Raw genomic sequence first — 14017 nt, 5'->3', positions numbered from 1 at the left:
AAAGAACCTGTCCTTACTGAACATTCAACTCAATCAAGAGGGGCTTTTTGTGAACAAAACCGAACTCGTCGAACACATTGCCAAGCACGCCGACATTTCCAAGGCGGCTGCAACGCGTGCACTGGATTCCACCATCACCGCCATCCGCACCACCCTGAAGAAGGGCGGCACTGTGTCGCTGGTTGGCTTCGGTTCTTTCGCCGTCACCAAACGTCCCGCTCGCAAGGGCCGCAATCCCCGCACCGGCGCTGAGATTAAAATCAAGGCCGCCAAGGTGCCGAAGTTCCGCCCGGGCAAGGCACTCAAGGATGCGCTGAACTGAATACAGTCCCCGGGTGCTTAGCTCAGTCGGTAGAGCGGCGCCCTTACAAGGCGTAGGTCGGCGGTTCGACCCCGTCAGCACCCACCACCAAAAGAAAGAGGCGAACCCGGGTTCGCCTTTTTTGTTGTTTGGCCGGGGAACCAGGTCATCCGGTTTTTGATGAAGTAGCAGGATTCAAGGCATGTTCGATTCCATCCGCACCCACAAGAAGTACCTCATGGGCTTCCTGATGATCCTGATCATCCCCTCGTTCGTGCTGTTCGGCATCGAGGGCTATACGCGCTTCAACGAAAGCAGCGAGGCGGTGGCCACGGTGGATGGCCAGGACATCACCAAGGCCGAGTGGGAACAGGCGCACCAGCAGGAGTCGCAGCGCCTGCGCGAGGCCATGCCCACGCTCGACGCCCGCCTGCTCGACAGCGAAGGCGCACGTTACGCCACGCTGGAGCGCCTGGTGCGCCAGCGCCTGCTGGCCACGGCCGCGAGCAAGCTCAACCTCTACACGAGCGACGCAAGGCTGGCGCGTGACCTGCAGCAGAACGAGTCCATCGCCATGCTGCGCAAGGCCGACGGCACGCTCGACGTCGAGGCCTATCGCCAGCTCGTTGCCCGCCAGGGCATGACGCCCGAGATGTTCGAGGCGCGTGTGCGCGCCGACCTCTCGCAGCGCCAGGTTTCGCAAGGCATTCTGGGCTCCGGCTTCGCACCCACGGCGCTGGCCTCCGTGTCGCTGGACGCCTTCTTCGAACGCCGCGAGATCCGCGTGGCGCGTTATGCCGCCACCGATTTCGTGGGCCGCGTGACGCTCACCGACGCCGACATCGAGGCCTTCTACAACGCCAACACCGCGCTGTTCCAGGCGCCGGAACAGGTCGACGTGGAATACCTCGTGCTCGACGCCGCTACGCTGCAGAACAAGGTGGCGCTCAGCGAAGCCGACGTGCGGGCCTACTACGACCAGAACGCCTCGCGCCTGTCCGGCACCGAGGAGCGCCGTGCCCGCCACATCCTGCTCACGGTGCCCGCTGGCGCGTCCGCGACCGACAAGGACGCGGTGCGTGCACGGGCGCAGGCCCTGCTGGCCCAGGTGCGCGAGAAACCCGCCAGCTTTGCCGATGTGGCCAAGGCGCAGTCGCAAGACCCCAGTTCCGCTGCCAATGGGGGCGACCTGGACTTCTTCGGCCGTGGCGCAATGGTCAAACCGTTCGAGGACGTGGTGTTCTCCATGGCCAAGGGCGCCATCTCCGACGTGGTGGAGACCGAGTTCGGTTTTCACATCATCCAGCTCACCGACATCAAGGCGCCACCGGTGCGCAGCTTCGAGTCCATGCGCGCCGAGATCGAGGCCGACCTGAAGAAGCAGCAGGCCCAGAAGCAGTTCGCCGAAGCCGCCGACACCTTCAGCAACACGGTCTACGAGCAGGCCGACAGCCTCAAGCCCGCGGCTGATCGCCTCAAGCTGGAGATCCGCGCCGCCAAGGGTGTGCAGCGCCAGGCCTTGCCCGGTGCCACCGGGGCGCTCGCGAACGAGCGGCTGCTGGCTGCGCTGTTCACTCCCGACGCGATCGAGAAGAAGCGCAACACGGAAGCCATCGAGACCGGTCCCTCGCAACTGACCTCGGCGCGGGTCGTCCAGCACGAGCCCGCGCGCACGCTGCCGCTGGCCGAGGTGCGTGAGCAGGTCCGCGCGCGCCTGGTGGCGCAGCGCTCGGCCGAACTGGCCCGTGCCGAAGGCGAAAAGCAGCTGCAGGCCTGGCAGGGTGGCGCAGCCGCCACCGGACTGGCCAACGCCGTGGTGGTGTCGCGCGAGAACGCGCAGGGGCTGGCGCAACCGGTGCTCAATGCCGCGCTGCGTGCCGATCCGAAGCAGTTGCCGGGCTGGGTGGGCGTGGACCTGGCTGATCAGGGCTATGCGGTGGTGAAGGTCGAGAAAGTGCTGCCACGCGACAAGCGCGACGCGCAGGCGCTGGCCCAGGAGGTGCAGCAGTACAGCCAGTGGTGGTCGTCGGCCGAAAACGAGGCCTATGTCGAAACCCTCAAGGAGCGCTACAAGGTGCGCATCCTCGTGCCCGAACCGGTGGCTGCCCCGGCACCGGCGCCGCGCTGATGAGAACGCCTTACTTCGAGGCTATAATCGTCGGCTTGCGGTGGCTGTAGCTCAGTTGGTAGAGTCCAGGATTGTGATTCCTGTCGTCGTGGGTTCGAGTCCCATCAGCCACCCCAGTTGATACAAGAGAAAAGCCCGGTCTCGACCGGGCTTTTTTTTTCCGTCGGGTCTTGCCGCGCCCGTCAGGCCAGGCCACGGTGCCCGAACATGTCCTGGGACTGCATCAAGGCCTGGTGTCCTCATATGGCCATTCGACCGCGCCCGAATGGGTGACCGCGCCTTGCCGGGCGGGGCGCACGACGATGGCGTACTTTTCAAGCACGCCGCCGAGCCGGGCGGGTGTGGGCGGTGTCCAGCGGGCCTTGCGGTCTGCCAGCTCTTGCGCGCTCAGCTCGAGTTCGAGCAGGCCTGCCGCTGCGTCGATGCGGATGAGGTCGCCGTCCTGGATCAGCGCGATCGGCCCACCCTGCGCGGCCTCGGGGCCCACGTAGCCGATGCACAGGCCCCGGGTGGCCCCCGAGAAGCGGCCATCGGTGAGCAGTGCCACCGATTCGCCCATGCCCTGGCCGTAGAGTGCCGCCGTCACGCTCAGCATTTCCCGCATGCCCGGCCCGCCCTTGGGGCCCTCATTGCGGATGACCAGGACCTCGCCCGGCCGGTAGATGCGCGCGGCCACCGAGCGCATGCAGTCTTCCTCGCTTTCGAACACGCGAGCCGGTCCGGCGAACTGCAGCGAGCGCAGCCCGGCGACTTTCAGCAGCGCGCCGTCGGGGCACAGGTTGCCCCGCAGCACGGTCACACCGCCGGTGGGAAGAATGGCCTGTTCGCTGGGGCGCACGATGATGCCGTCGGCATCGGGCCAGCGTTGCAGCGCGTCGGCCAGCAGTTCGCCATCCAGGGTCAGCACGTCGCCATGCAGATGGCCGGATGCCAGCAAGGTCTTGAGGATCATCGGCGTGCCGCCGACCTCGTGCAGGTCGCGCGCCAGGTACTTGCCACCGGGCTGCAGGTCGGCAATCAAGGGGGTGCGCTGAAAGACGGTGGCCACGTCGTCGAGCGAGAAGTCGATCCCCGCCTCGTGCGCAATGGCCGGGATGTGAAGCGCCGCGTTGGTCGAGCCGCCGGTGGCCGCCACGGCGGCGCAGGCGTTCTCCAGGCTCTTGCGCGTCACGAGTTCGCGGGGCAGGGGTCCGCCCCGTTCGATCGCACGCATCACGCCCTCGCCAGCGCGTTGCGCAATGGCCAGCCGTTCGCTGTAGACGGCGGGCATCATGGACGATCCCAGCGGAGACAGGCCCAGTGCCTCGCCCACCATTGCCATCGTGTTGGCGGTGAACTGGCCCGGGCAGGAGCCCGCCGTGGGAGTGCAGGTTCTTTCGATGCCCTGCAGGTGCTGCGGCGACATCGCGCCCGTCTGCACCGCGCCCACGGCCTCGATCGCTGTCAGGATGGTGGCCTGCTCGCCATGGGCATGCCCGGGCAGGGTGGCGCCGCCGTACACGAAGGCGGCCGGCACGTTGAGTCTCACGATCGCCATCATCATCGCCGGCAGGGTCTTGTCGCACCCCGCAAACGCCACCAGGCCATCGTAGGCGTGCCCGCGCACCGCAACCTCCACGCTGTCGGCGACGACTTCCCTGGACACCAGGCTCATGCGCATGCCGGCATGGTTCATCGATGTGCCGTCCGACACGGAGATCGTGGTGAATGTCACCGGCACGCCGCCACCGGCGGCGACGCCGAGCCGGGCGCGGTCAGCCTGAGGCGCCAGTCCCATGGAGCAAGGTGTGTTCTCGCCCTGCGTGCTGACGATGCCGACGATGGACTTGCCGAACGCCTCGTCGTCAAAGCCGGTGGCGCGCAGGAAGGCGCGATGGGGGGCGCGGGCGATGCCGTCGGTGACGGCTTTCGAGCGGTGCTTGTGCAAGGAAGGGGTTTTGGGTGGGGTCACGGTTCACCGGAGAAGGGATGGGGCGGAAGGCCGGGCGTCAGCGCGCGCAGTTCTGGGACAAGCGCTGGACTGAGGCACAGACCCCGGCCCAGGCAAACGGGTGTCGAGGCGGGTCGATGGTACTCCGCAGGGCATCGCCAGGCACCGCGGTTTGCCCGTTGTGGGGCGATGCGCTCATGTCGCGGCTGTGCCTGCTTCCAGCAGCGATGCCTGCAGGCGTTCGAGGTCGGCGGGCGCCAGACCGATGGGACCTGCCAGGTAGCGCGCCAGACCACCGAACTCCCGTTCGATGGTGGTGAACGCTGCTTCGAGGAAGGCGGGTTGCACGCTCCAGAGCACGTCCAGCACGTGCGCCGGGCCGCGCGCCTGCACCAGCGGGCTGCGGCGGTAGAGGCGGTTGGTGAGCAGGTAGTCCTGCACGATGTCGTCGTGCGCCACGCCCAGCGCGCCAAGCAGCAGCGCGGCGGCAAAACCGGTGCGGTCTTTGCCCGCGGTGCAGTGAAACACCAGCGGCGTGGGCTGTTCGATCAGATGCCGGAAAAAGCGCGCATACACCGGTGCACCCTCGCGCGCGAAGCCCTGGTAGGTCTGGCACATCAGCGCGACCGTTTCGGCTTCGGTGGGCACGGTGCCCGAGGCCAGCAGGGCTTCCACCCGGTGCACCACAGTGGGTTCGATCGACAGCGGCAGCGCGGTGATGCCGGCGATGTCCGCGGGCAGGGCTGCGCATTCGGCCACCCCGCGGAAGTCGATGCGGTGCGTCAGGCCCAGGCCCTGCAGCCGGCGCACGTCCTCTGGCGAGAGGCCCGCCAGATGGTCGGAGCGGTACACGCGGCCCTGCCGCACGCGGCGCCCGTCCAGGCCGATGTGGCCGCCCAGGTCGCGAAAATTGGAGGCACTCGGCAGCAGGCGGGCGGGCTCGCGCGCGCCGTCGGGCGCGGCGAGGGTGGGTGTGGAAGATGTCGTCATGGCCTGTCATTCTCGGTGCTTGGTGGGCAGGGGGCGTGACGCTGGCGCGACCGACGGAAAAGCGCCGTCGATAGAATCCGGGTTCCGAAGATGAATGGGTTCTTCATGCGCGATGTCCCCAGCGGAAAGGCCTTGTCGGGCACGATGGAGGTGAATGACGGGGCACTGGCACCGGGTGCACGCTGGGTCTCGAACGGCGACGGCTGCGTGCTGGAACTCCATGGAGCCTGGCGCGGGCGCCGCGCCGAGGTGTCTGCCCCGCCGGCCACGCGAGCCGCGGGCAACGTGCGCATCGACGCGACCCGCCTGCACTCGTGGGATGCCGGGCTGGCGTCGACGTTGTGGCATCGGCTCGAGCCGCTCGCACGCCATGAGGGCGACGTTGACCTCAGTGGCTTGCCCGAAGGCCTGAAGCAGATCCTGGCGCTCGCGCTGGCAGCCGCGCCGACTGCTGCCAACGTCACCAGGCTGCCTCCGCCGGGCCGCATGGCCCGGCTGGGCGCGTGGGTAACGGCCTCCTGGGCGCAACGCCGCAAGACATTCACCTTTTTGGGCGAGGTGCTGCTGTCGCTGGGGCGCTGGTGCCGTGGTCGCAGCGACATGCGTGCGGCCGACCTGGCCTGGCAGATCGAACAGACAGGGCCGCGCAGCCTGCCCATCGTGGCGCTGGTGTGTTTTCTGGTTGGCCTCATCGTGGCCTACATGGGCGCGGCGCAGCTGCAGCGATTCGGTGCGCAGAACTACATCGCGGATCTGGTGACGGTGGGCGTGGTGCGCGAAGTGGCGGCGTTGCTGGTGGGCATCGTGCTCGCGGGTCGCGTGGGTGCGGCCTTCGCGGCGCAGATCGGCAGCATGCGCGCCAACGAGGAGGTGGACGCGCTGGCGACCATGGGCGTGAATCCGGTGGATTTCCTCGTCCTGCCGCGTGTGCTGGCCCTGCTCATCGTGGGGCCGCTGCTCACCGCGTTCGGTGCCCTGGTCGGCATGGCGGTGGGCTGGCTGGTGGCGGTGCTCATCTATGGTGTGACGCCGCTGGAGTATGTGTACGCCAGCATGCAGGCGCTGACCTTGCAGCACGTGCTGGTGGGTCTGATCAAGGGCACCTCGTACGCGGTGCTGGTGGCCCTCGCAGGCTGTCTGCAGGGCATGTCGGCCGGACGCAGCGCGCAGGCCGTAGGCGATGCGACCACCGCATCGGTGGTACAAGCCATTGTGTGGATCGTCGTGGTCGCTTCCGTGCTCACGGTGGTGTTTCAACGCCTGGATATCTGATGCCCGACCTGCTCACCCCCGCCCGCTCACTCCAGCCCGCCGTGATCGACTCGCGACGCGAGCCATTGGTGCGCGTGCAGGGACTGACCATGGCTTTCGGCAGCACGGTCGTCCAGCGCGACCTGGACTTCAACATCCTGTCGGGTGAGGTGCTGGCACTGGCGGGTGGCAGCGGTTGTGGCAAGAGCACGCTGCTGCGCCATCTCATCGGTCTTCAGATGCCCGCCAAAGGGCAGGTGCTGTACGGCACGCAGGACCTGTATGCGGCCGACGAAGGCGCGCGGACCGCGTTGCTGCAGTCGTTCGGTGTCATGTTCCAGGCCGGCGCGCTGTGGAGCAGCATGACGGTGGGCGAGAACGTCATGCTGCCGATGCAGGTGCTGACGGACATGGACGCGTCGCAGCGCGAACAGGAGGCGCGCTTCAAGCTCGCGCTCGTGGGGCTGGCCGGCAGCTTCGATGCCGAGCCGGCCACGCTCAGCGGTGGCATGCGCAAGCGCGCCGCCATCGCCCGCGCGCTGGCGTTGAACCCGTCCCTGCTGTTCCTTGACGAGCCCTCGGCGGGCCTGGACCCACTGACCTCCGCGCACCTCGACGAGCTCATCCTGCACCTGCGCGACGACCTGGGCACCACCGTGGTGATGGTCAGTCACGAGCTCGAGAGCATCTTTGCGCTGGCAGACCGTCTGCTGTTCCTGGATGCACAGAGCAAGACCATGACGGCGCTGGGTCCGCCGAAGGAGCTGCGCCGCAATGGCCCCGAAGACGTGCAGCGCTTCCTGCGGCGAGGCGCGTCAGATCAAGGCAAGGAGGAAAGGGCATGAAACGCAAGGCCAACCCGACACTGATCGGTACCTTCGTGGTCGTGGGCATGGCCGTGATCGCGGTCGCCATCATCGCGCTCGCGGGCAACAACTACTTCAAGCCCAGGGAGCGCACGGTGATGCACTTCAGCGAGTCGGTGTACGGCCTGCAGGTGGGCGCGCCGGTGGTGTTTCGGGGCGTGCGGGTGGGCAGTGTCGAATCCATCGAGGTGGCCTATGACCAGGCCTCTGACAGCTTCTCGATTCCGGTGGTGGCCGTGCTCGACAGCGATGCCGTCAGGGGCCTGGATGGCGAGCGCACAGAGGGCAGCGCGAGGCCGGCACTGCCTGCGCTGGTCGAGCGGGGGCTGAGCGCGCAGCTCTCGATACAGAGCCTGCTCACGGGCCTGCTGTACGTCGACCTGGATCTGCGTCCCGGCCGCGCGGGCAGCTTGCGTGGCAGCCGCCAGGGCGCGACGGAAATCCCCACTTCGGCCACAGCGATCCAGAACCTGCGCGACCAGATCGAAGGGCTGGACCTGCGCCGCATCACCGACGACATCGCGGCCATCGCCGCGTCGGCGCGCGCGGTGCTTTCAGGCCCGCAACTGCTGCAGGCGCTGGACGATCTCGCCGAGACCACGGCCACGATCCGACGGGTGTCGACCCGCCTGGACCGGCGCCTGGACCCGTTGGCCGACGAGCTGCAGCGCTCGCTCGCCGCTACCCGGCGCGCCATGGACGGTCTCGGCCAGGCAGCGAACTCGGTGGACACCACCGCGATCGGCATGGGGCGCACATCCGATCGCGTGGCCGAGCTGATCGCACCGGACGCACCCCTGGTGCAGAACCTGCAGCGCGCGGCGGACGAGGTGGCACGCAGCGCCGCTGCGCTGCGCGAGACCACGTCGAGCGATTCCCGGCTCGCCCTGGGCGCGGACCGTGCGCTGGCGGATCTGTCGCGTGCGGCGCGTGCCCTGCGCGATCTGGCCGAGATGCTCGAACAACAACCGGATGCGCTCCTTCGGGGCAGAAAGGTGGCGGAATGAAGCGCCGTGCAACGCTGGCCAGCCTGTGCCTGGCTCCCTGGGTGCTGGCCGGTTGCGCGGGCACCACCGAGGCCACGCACTGGTACGAGTTGCGCGCCGAACCGCCGGAGCCCGCACCGGCAGCCCGGCCGGGCGATGGCACCATCTGGGAGATGGCCGGCGTGGTGCGCATGCCAGGCGCGCTGGACCGCGACACGCTGGTGGTCGCCAGCGGCGCTGCGACGCTGCTGCCTCTCGTGGGGCACCGCTGGGTCGAGCCGTTGCGCGAGAGCATTCCGGATCGCCTGGTGACAGATTTGGCGCGCTTGCGCGGTGAGGGGCTGGTCTGGCGCGCCCCTGCGCCAGCGGGCGTGGCGGTGGCCCGGCGCCTGCGGGTGCAGATCGATGCCCTGATCGCGGACGCCGCGCGGAGCTCACTGCACCTGAAGGCACGCTGGTGGCTGAGCGACGAGCGCGACGCCGGGACGCCCACCACGATGGGTGAGGCTGATCTCAAGGTGGCGCTGGCCGACAGCCTGGTGGACACGCTGGCTGCGGCCCACCGTCAGGCCCTCTGGCGTCTGGCCCGGCGCATCGCGGGCAACTGACTGGTCGCCCCGCATGCGCGGCTGGGTGTATGCCGGCTCTGATCGGGTTCTAGCGCGGTGTGGGCTCGCAGCCGATGCGCTGCAAGGTCCTGTCCACCCATGAGGTATCGAGTCGGCCGGCAGCGATGTCGGCCAGCGTTGTTTGCTCGGCCGTCACCTTCTGGCGCGCCGCCGCGAGGATGGTGTCAGCGTGCGCCATCGGTACGCACAGCATGCCGTCGGCGTCGCCGAGGATCAGGTCTCCAGGGTTGATCACCATGCCGGCGATCGCAATCGGCACGTTGATCTCGCCAGGACCGTCCTTGTAGGGACCACGGTGCGTGATGCCGGCGGCGTAGACCGGGAAGTCGCCGCTGCCGATGACGTCGATGTCCCGAATCGCGCCGTTGATCACAAAGCCGGCGATGCCTCGGGTGATCGCGAAGGTCGTCATCAGCTCGCCGATAAGGGCATTGGTGAGGTCCCCCCCACCATCGACCACGATCACGTCGCCGGGTTGAGCCATGTCCAGCGCCTTGTGAATCATCAGGTTGTCGCCGGGACGCGTTTTCACCGTGATGGCCGCGCCGGCCAGCCGTCCGGACCTGTGCATGGGGCGCAGGCGCGGGCCACCGGCGCTCATGCGTGTCATGCAGTCGCTGATGTTGGCTACGGGGATTTCACGAAAGGCCTTCACGTGATCCGCGGAGATGCATTGGGTGCGCTGGAGAATCTGCAGTCCGGTCATGGTCGGTACTCCGGTTGGGAAAAGGTTGCGTGGCTGATGAGGCAGTCCGGATCGAGCTGGTCAACAGCGGTGACGCCCAGGAGGGCCATGTTGCGCGAGACTTCTGCCTTGAGCAGGTCGATGGCGTGCAGTACGCCTGCTTCGCCAGCTACCGCGGCAGCAAAGCTGAACGGCCGGCCGACGAAGACGAACTTCGCACCCAGGGCGAGTGCCTTCAGCACATCACTGCCGCGGCGAACGCCGCTATCGAGCATCACGGGAATGTCGGGGCAGGCTTCAACGATGCGTTGCAGCACGCGCAGCGGCGCGACGGCGCCATCGAGCTGGCGTCCGCCATGGTTGGAGACGATCACGCCGTTGGCTCCTTCGTCTGCAGCGCGGCGTGCATCGCGCGCGTCGAGCACGCCCTTGACGACCAATGGTCCGCTCCAGTGCGCCCGGATCATGCGCAGGTGGTGCCAGTTGAGGTGACCCCGGTCCCCGAGGTTGCGCTCGACATTGGGCGAGAGAATGGGTGCGCCGCGCGTGGCGTAACTGTTCTCGAAATGCGGCATGCCGTGCTGAACCAACGTGCGCAGGAAGGTGCCGAACAGCCAGCGCGGGTGTGTCATGCCCTGCCACGCAAGGCGTACGCCGGGCCGCACGGGAATGGAGAAACCGGCGCGCACGTTGTTCTCCCGATTGGCCGCCGCAGGCGTGTCCAGGGTGATGACCAGTGTCTTGTAGCCCGCTTGGCGTGCGCGTTCGAGTAGCGCGAGCATGCCGGAATCGTCGCCCGGCAGGTAGGCCTGGAACCAGGCGTCGGGGTTGACCTTGACCACATCTTCCAGGCGGATGAGCGAGGAGCCGCTCATCACGAACGGAATGTTCTCGCGGCGCGCTGCCGCTGCGAGCACGATATCACCGCGGTATGCCGACAGTGCGGCCAGGCCCATCGGCGCGATGCCGAAAGGGGCTTCAAAACGCTGCCCGAAGAGGGTGATGCCTGTGTCCCGCCCCGTGATGTCGACCAGCACGCGCGGCACGAACTCGTATTGCCTGAAGGCTTCGCGATTGGCGTGAAAGGACTGGTTGGTTTCGGCGGCACCAGCGATGTAGCTGTACACCGGGAGCGGCAAGTGGCTGCGGGCTGCCTGATCGAAGTCGTCAAGACACAGAATGTGTCGCATGCGCGCCGCTAGGGCGGGCCGCGCGCCCATACCCGATCCGGGATGAGAAATGTTCACGGCAGGTGGGCTGGCGGTCGCGGCTGCGAGTGGGTGCGATGACATAGGTCCGCTTGTGTCGTTGTCTGCGCGCCGCGCGCTCAGGAAGGCTCGCGCTGCGCGGGGATGTCAAGACCGGCCTGCTGCTGCACCTGAAGCGCAAGCGCGCACCAGTCCCAGTCGCTGCGGCCGCCTTCGCACAGTGCGTCGAGCAGTTGTTCGGCGAGCGCGGCGGAGGGCAGTTCGGCGCCGCCGCTGCGGGCTGTTTCCAGCGCCAGGCGCAAGTCCTTGCGCATGAGATGGGCACGAAAGCCGGGGGTGAACTTGCCTTCGATGACGCGAGGGGCGTGCTTCTCCAGCGAGAAGCTGCGTGCTGCGCCACCCAGCAGCACGTCGCGCATCAGCATCGGGTCCACGCCCTGGACGCGCGCCAGCGTCAGGGCGTCGGCGACACCCAGCAGCGCACCGGCGACCGCGACCTGGTTGCAGGCCTTGATCGTCTGGCCGGCCCCGAGCGGGCCCGCATGCGTGATGGTCTTGCAGAACGCGCCCAGAGCCTCGCGGCTCGCGGCGAGGGCATCGGCATCGCCGCCGACCATGCAACCGAGCGTGCCGTCATTGGCGCCCGCCTGCCCCCCGCTCACAGGGGCATCCAGCAACCATATGCCTTGCGCCCGCAGGCGTGCGCCGAACTCGCGGGCCGAGGTGGCGGCAATCGTGCTGGTATCAACCACACAACTGCCCGCAGCCAGCGTCCGAACCAGGCCCTCGGGACCGAACAGCGCGTCATCTACCGCTGCCGCGTCGGGCAGGCTCAGGAAAACGAGTGACGCATGGCGGCCGACCGCCGCGGCGGATTCAGCGGCTTGGGCTCCGGCCTCCACCAGTGCCTGCACGGCTTCGGAATGGCGCGCGAACACGGTCAGCGCGAAGCCCCGGCGCATCACGCAGCGCGCCATGCCACCCCCCATGGCGCCCAGGCCGATGAAGCCGACGCGGCTGCCCGGAAGGAACGGTCCAGGCACACTCATTTGGCAATGGCCTTTCCGATCAGGTCATGGGCATCGACAATTTCCTTCTGGAACGCCGGTCCTTCGGCGTAGTCCTGTGTCAGGCCAGACTTGGCGACATAGTCTTTCCATTCGGAGGTCTGCATGGCCTTGCGGAACGCATCGTGCAAGTAACGCCGCACAGGATCGGGCAGGCCCGCAGGACCCATCAGGCCCTTCATGTTGTCCAGCGCCACCGGTACACCGAGGTCCTGCATCGTGGGTACATCGGGCAGCAACGGCAGGCGGGTGCGGGAGAAGAGCGCCAGTGGCCGGACGCGGCCAGAGTCGATCATGGCCCTCATCTCTTCATAGGCACCGAAGGCGCTGTCCACCTGGCCGCCGAGCAAAGCGGTCATCGAGTCCGCCGCGCCACGGTAGGGCACATGCAACAGCTTGACGCCGGCCTGCTTTTCCAGCACCAGGGCGGTGGCATGGAAGATGCCACCTTCGCCAGTGGAACCGTAGGAGATCTTTTCGGGCGACTGAAGGGCTTCTTCCAGCAAGGCCTTCATGGTGGTGAATCTGGAATCCGCCCGCACCGCCAGGATGCTGGGCGCGCGCGACACCTTGAGCACCGGGGTGAACGATTTGCGCGGGTCGTAGGCGAGAGGTCTGAAATGTCCGACCGATGTCGTCTCGCTGCCACCGCCCACGAAGAGCGTGTAGCCATCTGGCCGGGCTTCGGCGGTGGCTTGTGCCGCGATCGCGCCGGCTGCGCCGGCACGGTTGTTCACAACCACCGGGACCGGAATGATGCTCTTGGCCGCGAACGCCAACTGGCGCGCAATCTGGTCAGCCGAACCGCCCGGCGCGAAGCCCACCAGGATTGTGATCGGCTGGGTGGGCGTCCATTCCTGCGCCCAGGCGGGCAAGACCATGGCAGACAGGCCCAGCAACGTGAGCTGGCGCCGGGTAAATCGAGTGGCGTTCGTTGTCAAGATGTGTCTCCTTCGTCGTTGTTGCGGTCGGCTCACCGTATGAAAACGGTGTCCGATCCGGATTCTGCGGATATCGCTGGTTTAACAAAAGCGATAAAATTCGCACGTCAACGTTCGAATAAATGAAACATGACACTCAAGCAGCTGGAGGCGTTTTACTGGGCCGCGACGGCCGTCAGCTTCCTGGTGGCGGCGCAGCGCCTGCATGTGTCGCAATCCACTCTTTCCAAGCGGATCTCCGAACTCGAAGCCCAGTTGCGCCATGCGTTGTTCGATCGAAGCGGCCACCGGGCGACCCTGACCGAGGCGGGCGAACAGCTTCTGCCGCTGGCCCGGCGCATGCTGGGTCTGGCTGATGAAATGCGCGCCAGAGTCAGCGAAGGTGGTGGCATGCGCGGGCATTGCCGTTTCGGCGTGGGAGAACTCGCGGCACTCACCTGGTTGCCCGATTTCGTTGCCCAGGCTCGCTCGCTGTATCCCGATCTCGTGCTCGAACCCCTGGTCGATCTCGGGGCGGTGCTGGAGCAGCGTCTGGAATCCGGTGAGCTCGACTTTGCCGTGGTGGCGGGGTATTCGTCGCGCAGCACGATCGCCAGCGAGGCGATTGCAGAAGTGCGATTCACCTGGGCAGCTTCGCCGGCTCTTGTAGGCGACCAGCGCACGGTGAACGCGCGTCTGCTGCAGGACACGGCGCTCATCACCATGCCGCCAGCAGCGGGACCCACGCGCATGCTGGAACACTGGCTGGCCGTGAACAACCTGGAGGCCGGTCGCCGCCTCAGTTGCAACAACCTGACTGCCATCGCCAGTCTGATTGCTGCGGGCGTGGGCATCGGCCTGTTTCCCAACGGCTGGATGCGGCACATGGTGGCGCGGAAGGCGGTGGTGGAGCTGCGCGGCAGGCATGCGCTGCCGGCGCTGGAGTACACCTTTCAGCGCCGGCGCGACGACAGCCGGCCGTTGCTGGCGAAGATGCGAAACGTGGTGCTCGACACCGTGGACTTCTCCAAGCCCAGCCCCTTGTGGTGAAGCGCC

General features: G+C 67.4%; 13 protein-coding genes and 2 tRNA genes. 9 read left to right on the top strand and 6 right to left on the bottom strand.

The features are described 5' to 3' along the window. The first annotated feature begins 49 nt into the window (after positions 1–49). The 4 genes from K5880_RS15760 to K5880_RS15745 all read left to right on the top strand — a co-directional run bounded on the left by K5880_RS15760 (position 50) and on the right by K5880_RS15745 (position 2545). Positions 50–322 (top strand): HU family DNA-binding protein, encoded by a 273-nt coding sequence (locus K5880_RS15760; protein ID WP_066158910.1) that lies wholly within the window; start codon positions 50–52, stop codon positions 320–322. Positions 323–333: 11 nt separating this feature from the next. After that, positions 334–409 (top strand) — tRNA-Val (locus K5880_RS15755). Positions 410–503: 94 nt separating this feature from the next. Next, positions 504–2429 (top strand): SurA N-terminal domain-containing protein, encoded by a 1926-nt coding sequence (locus K5880_RS15750; RefSeq protein ID WP_297654302.1) that lies wholly within the window; start codon positions 504–506, stop codon positions 2427–2429. Positions 2430–2469: 40 nt separating this feature from the next. Beyond that, positions 2470–2545 (top strand) — tRNA-His (locus tag K5880_RS15745). Between the two features lie 107 nt (positions 2546–2652). Here K5880_RS15745 and ilvD read toward each other — a convergent pair. Together ilvD and K5880_RS15735 are read right to left on the bottom strand one after the other, a co-directional pair. Continuing rightward, the gene (ilvD, locus tag K5880_RS15740; RefSeq protein ID WP_297654299.1) at positions 2653–4380 is read right to left on the bottom strand and encodes a dihydroxy-acid dehydratase; all 1728 of its coding nucleotides are present in this window, start codon (positions 4378–4380) and stop codon (positions 2653–2655) included. A gap of 174 nt (positions 4381–4554) precedes the next feature. Continuing rightward, on the bottom strand, positions 4555–5349 hold the full coding sequence (locus tag K5880_RS15735; protein WP_297654296.1) for a tyrosine-protein phosphatase: 795 nt from the start codon (positions 5347–5349) through the stop codon (positions 4555–4557). 105 nt (positions 5350–5454) lie between these two features. Here K5880_RS15735 and K5880_RS15730 point away from each other — a divergent pair, with 105 nt between their 5' ends. From K5880_RS15730 to K5880_RS15715, 4 genes are read left to right on the top strand one after another with little or no spacing between them, the layout of a single operon-like run. Continuing rightward, positions 5455–6621 (top strand): ABC transporter permease, encoded by a 1167-nt coding sequence (locus tag K5880_RS15730; protein WP_297654293.1) that lies wholly within the window; start codon positions 5455–5457, stop codon positions 6619–6621. Next, complete coding sequence (locus K5880_RS15725; RefSeq protein ID WP_297654289.1) at positions 6621–7445, top strand: ATP-binding cassette domain-containing protein; 825 nt, start codon at positions 6621–6623, stop codon at positions 7443–7445. Before K5880_RS15730 ends, K5880_RS15725 begins: the two co-directional genes overlap by 1 nt. Next, positions 7442–8473 (top strand): MlaD family protein, encoded by a 1032-nt coding sequence (locus K5880_RS15720; RefSeq protein WP_297654286.1) that lies wholly within the window; start codon positions 7442–7444, stop codon positions 8471–8473. The genes K5880_RS15725 and K5880_RS15720 overlap by 4 nt, the downstream gene beginning before the upstream one ends. Further along, a complete protein-coding gene (locus K5880_RS15715; protein ID WP_297654282.1) occupies positions 8470–9060 on the top strand; it encodes an ABC-type transport auxiliary lipoprotein family protein in 591 nt (196 codons plus the stop codon). Before K5880_RS15720 ends, K5880_RS15715 begins: the two co-directional genes overlap by 4 nt. Before the next feature lie 49 nt (positions 9061–9109). Here the strand turns inward: K5880_RS15715 and K5880_RS15710 are convergent, their stop codons facing one another. The 4 genes from K5880_RS15710 to K5880_RS15695 all read right to left on the bottom strand — a co-directional run bounded on the left by K5880_RS15710 (position 9110) and on the right by K5880_RS15695 (position 12982). After that, the gene (locus K5880_RS15710) at positions 9110–9787 is read right to left on the bottom strand and encodes an RraA family protein (protein WP_297654278.1); all 678 of its coding nucleotides are present in this window, start codon (positions 9785–9787) and stop codon (positions 9110–9112) included. Continuing rightward, on the bottom strand, positions 9784–10986 hold the full coding sequence (locus tag K5880_RS15705) for an alpha-hydroxy acid oxidase (RefSeq protein ID WP_297654557.1): 1203 nt from the start codon (positions 10984–10986) through the stop codon (positions 9784–9786). The genes K5880_RS15710 and K5880_RS15705 overlap by 4 nt, the downstream gene beginning before the upstream one ends. A gap of 107 nt (positions 10987–11093) precedes the next feature. Then, a complete protein-coding gene (locus K5880_RS15700) occupies positions 11094–12023 on the bottom strand; it encodes an NAD(P)-dependent oxidoreductase (protein WP_297654275.1) in 930 nt (309 codons plus the stop codon). Then, complete coding sequence (locus K5880_RS15695; RefSeq protein WP_297654272.1) at positions 12020–12982, bottom strand: tripartite tricarboxylate transporter substrate binding protein; 963 nt, start codon at positions 12980–12982, stop codon at positions 12020–12022. The genes K5880_RS15700 and K5880_RS15695 overlap by 4 nt, the downstream gene beginning before the upstream one ends. A gap of 129 nt (positions 12983–13111) precedes the next feature. Between K5880_RS15695 and K5880_RS15690 the strand changes: the two genes are divergently transcribed. Continuing rightward, positions 13112–14011, top strand: coding sequence for a LysR family transcriptional regulator (locus K5880_RS15690; protein WP_297654269.1), 900 nt, complete (start codon positions 13112–13114; stop codon positions 14009–14011). The last annotated feature ends 6 nt before the right edge of the window (positions 14012–14017 follow it).

The sequence above is a fragment of the Hydrogenophaga sp. genome, from assembly GCF_025699295.1.
Taxonomy (GTDB): domain Bacteria; phylum Pseudomonadota; class Gammaproteobacteria; order Burkholderiales; family Burkholderiaceae_C; genus Hydrogenophaga.
This window is presented reverse-complemented; position numbering and strand designations above follow the sequence as displayed.

Excerpts from the sequence above, each read along its gene's own strand:
- K5880_RS15750 (WP_297654302.1), top strand. The coding sequence starts at position 504 with ATGTTCGATTCCATCCGCACCCACAAGAAGTACCTCATGGGCTTCCTG.
- K5880_RS15700 (WP_297654275.1), bottom strand. The coding sequence starts at position 12,023 with ATGAGTGTGCCTGGACCGTTCCTTCCGGGCAGCCGCGTCGGCTTCATC.
- K5880_RS15705 (WP_297654557.1), bottom strand. The coding sequence starts at position 10,986 with ATGGGCGCGCGGCCCGCCCTAGCGGCGCGCATGCGACACATTCTGTGT.
- K5880_RS15735 (WP_297654296.1), bottom strand. The coding sequence starts at position 5,349 with ATGACGACATCTTCCACACCCACCCTCGCCGCGCCCGACGGCGCGCGC.
- K5880_RS15725 (WP_297654289.1), top strand. The coding sequence starts at position 6,621 with ATGCCCGACCTGCTCACCCCCGCCCGCTCACTCCAGCCCGCCGTGATC.
- K5880_RS15730 (WP_297654293.1), top strand. The coding sequence starts at position 5,455 with ATGCGCGATGTCCCCAGCGGAAAGGCCTTGTCGGGCACGATGGAGGTG.
- K5880_RS15720 (WP_297654286.1), top strand. The coding sequence starts at position 7,442 with ATGAAACGCAAGGCCAACCCGACACTGATCGGTACCTTCGTGGTCGTG.
- K5880_RS15715 (WP_297654282.1), top strand. The coding sequence starts at position 8,470 with ATGAAGCGCCGTGCAACGCTGGCCAGCCTGTGCCTGGCTCCCTGGGTG.
- K5880_RS15690 (WP_297654269.1), top strand. The coding sequence starts at position 13,112 with ATGACACTCAAGCAGCTGGAGGCGTTTTACTGGGCCGCGACGGCCGTC.
- K5880_RS15710 (WP_297654278.1), bottom strand. The coding sequence starts at position 9,787 with ATGACCGGACTGCAGATTCTCCAGCGCACCCAATGCATCTCCGCGGAT.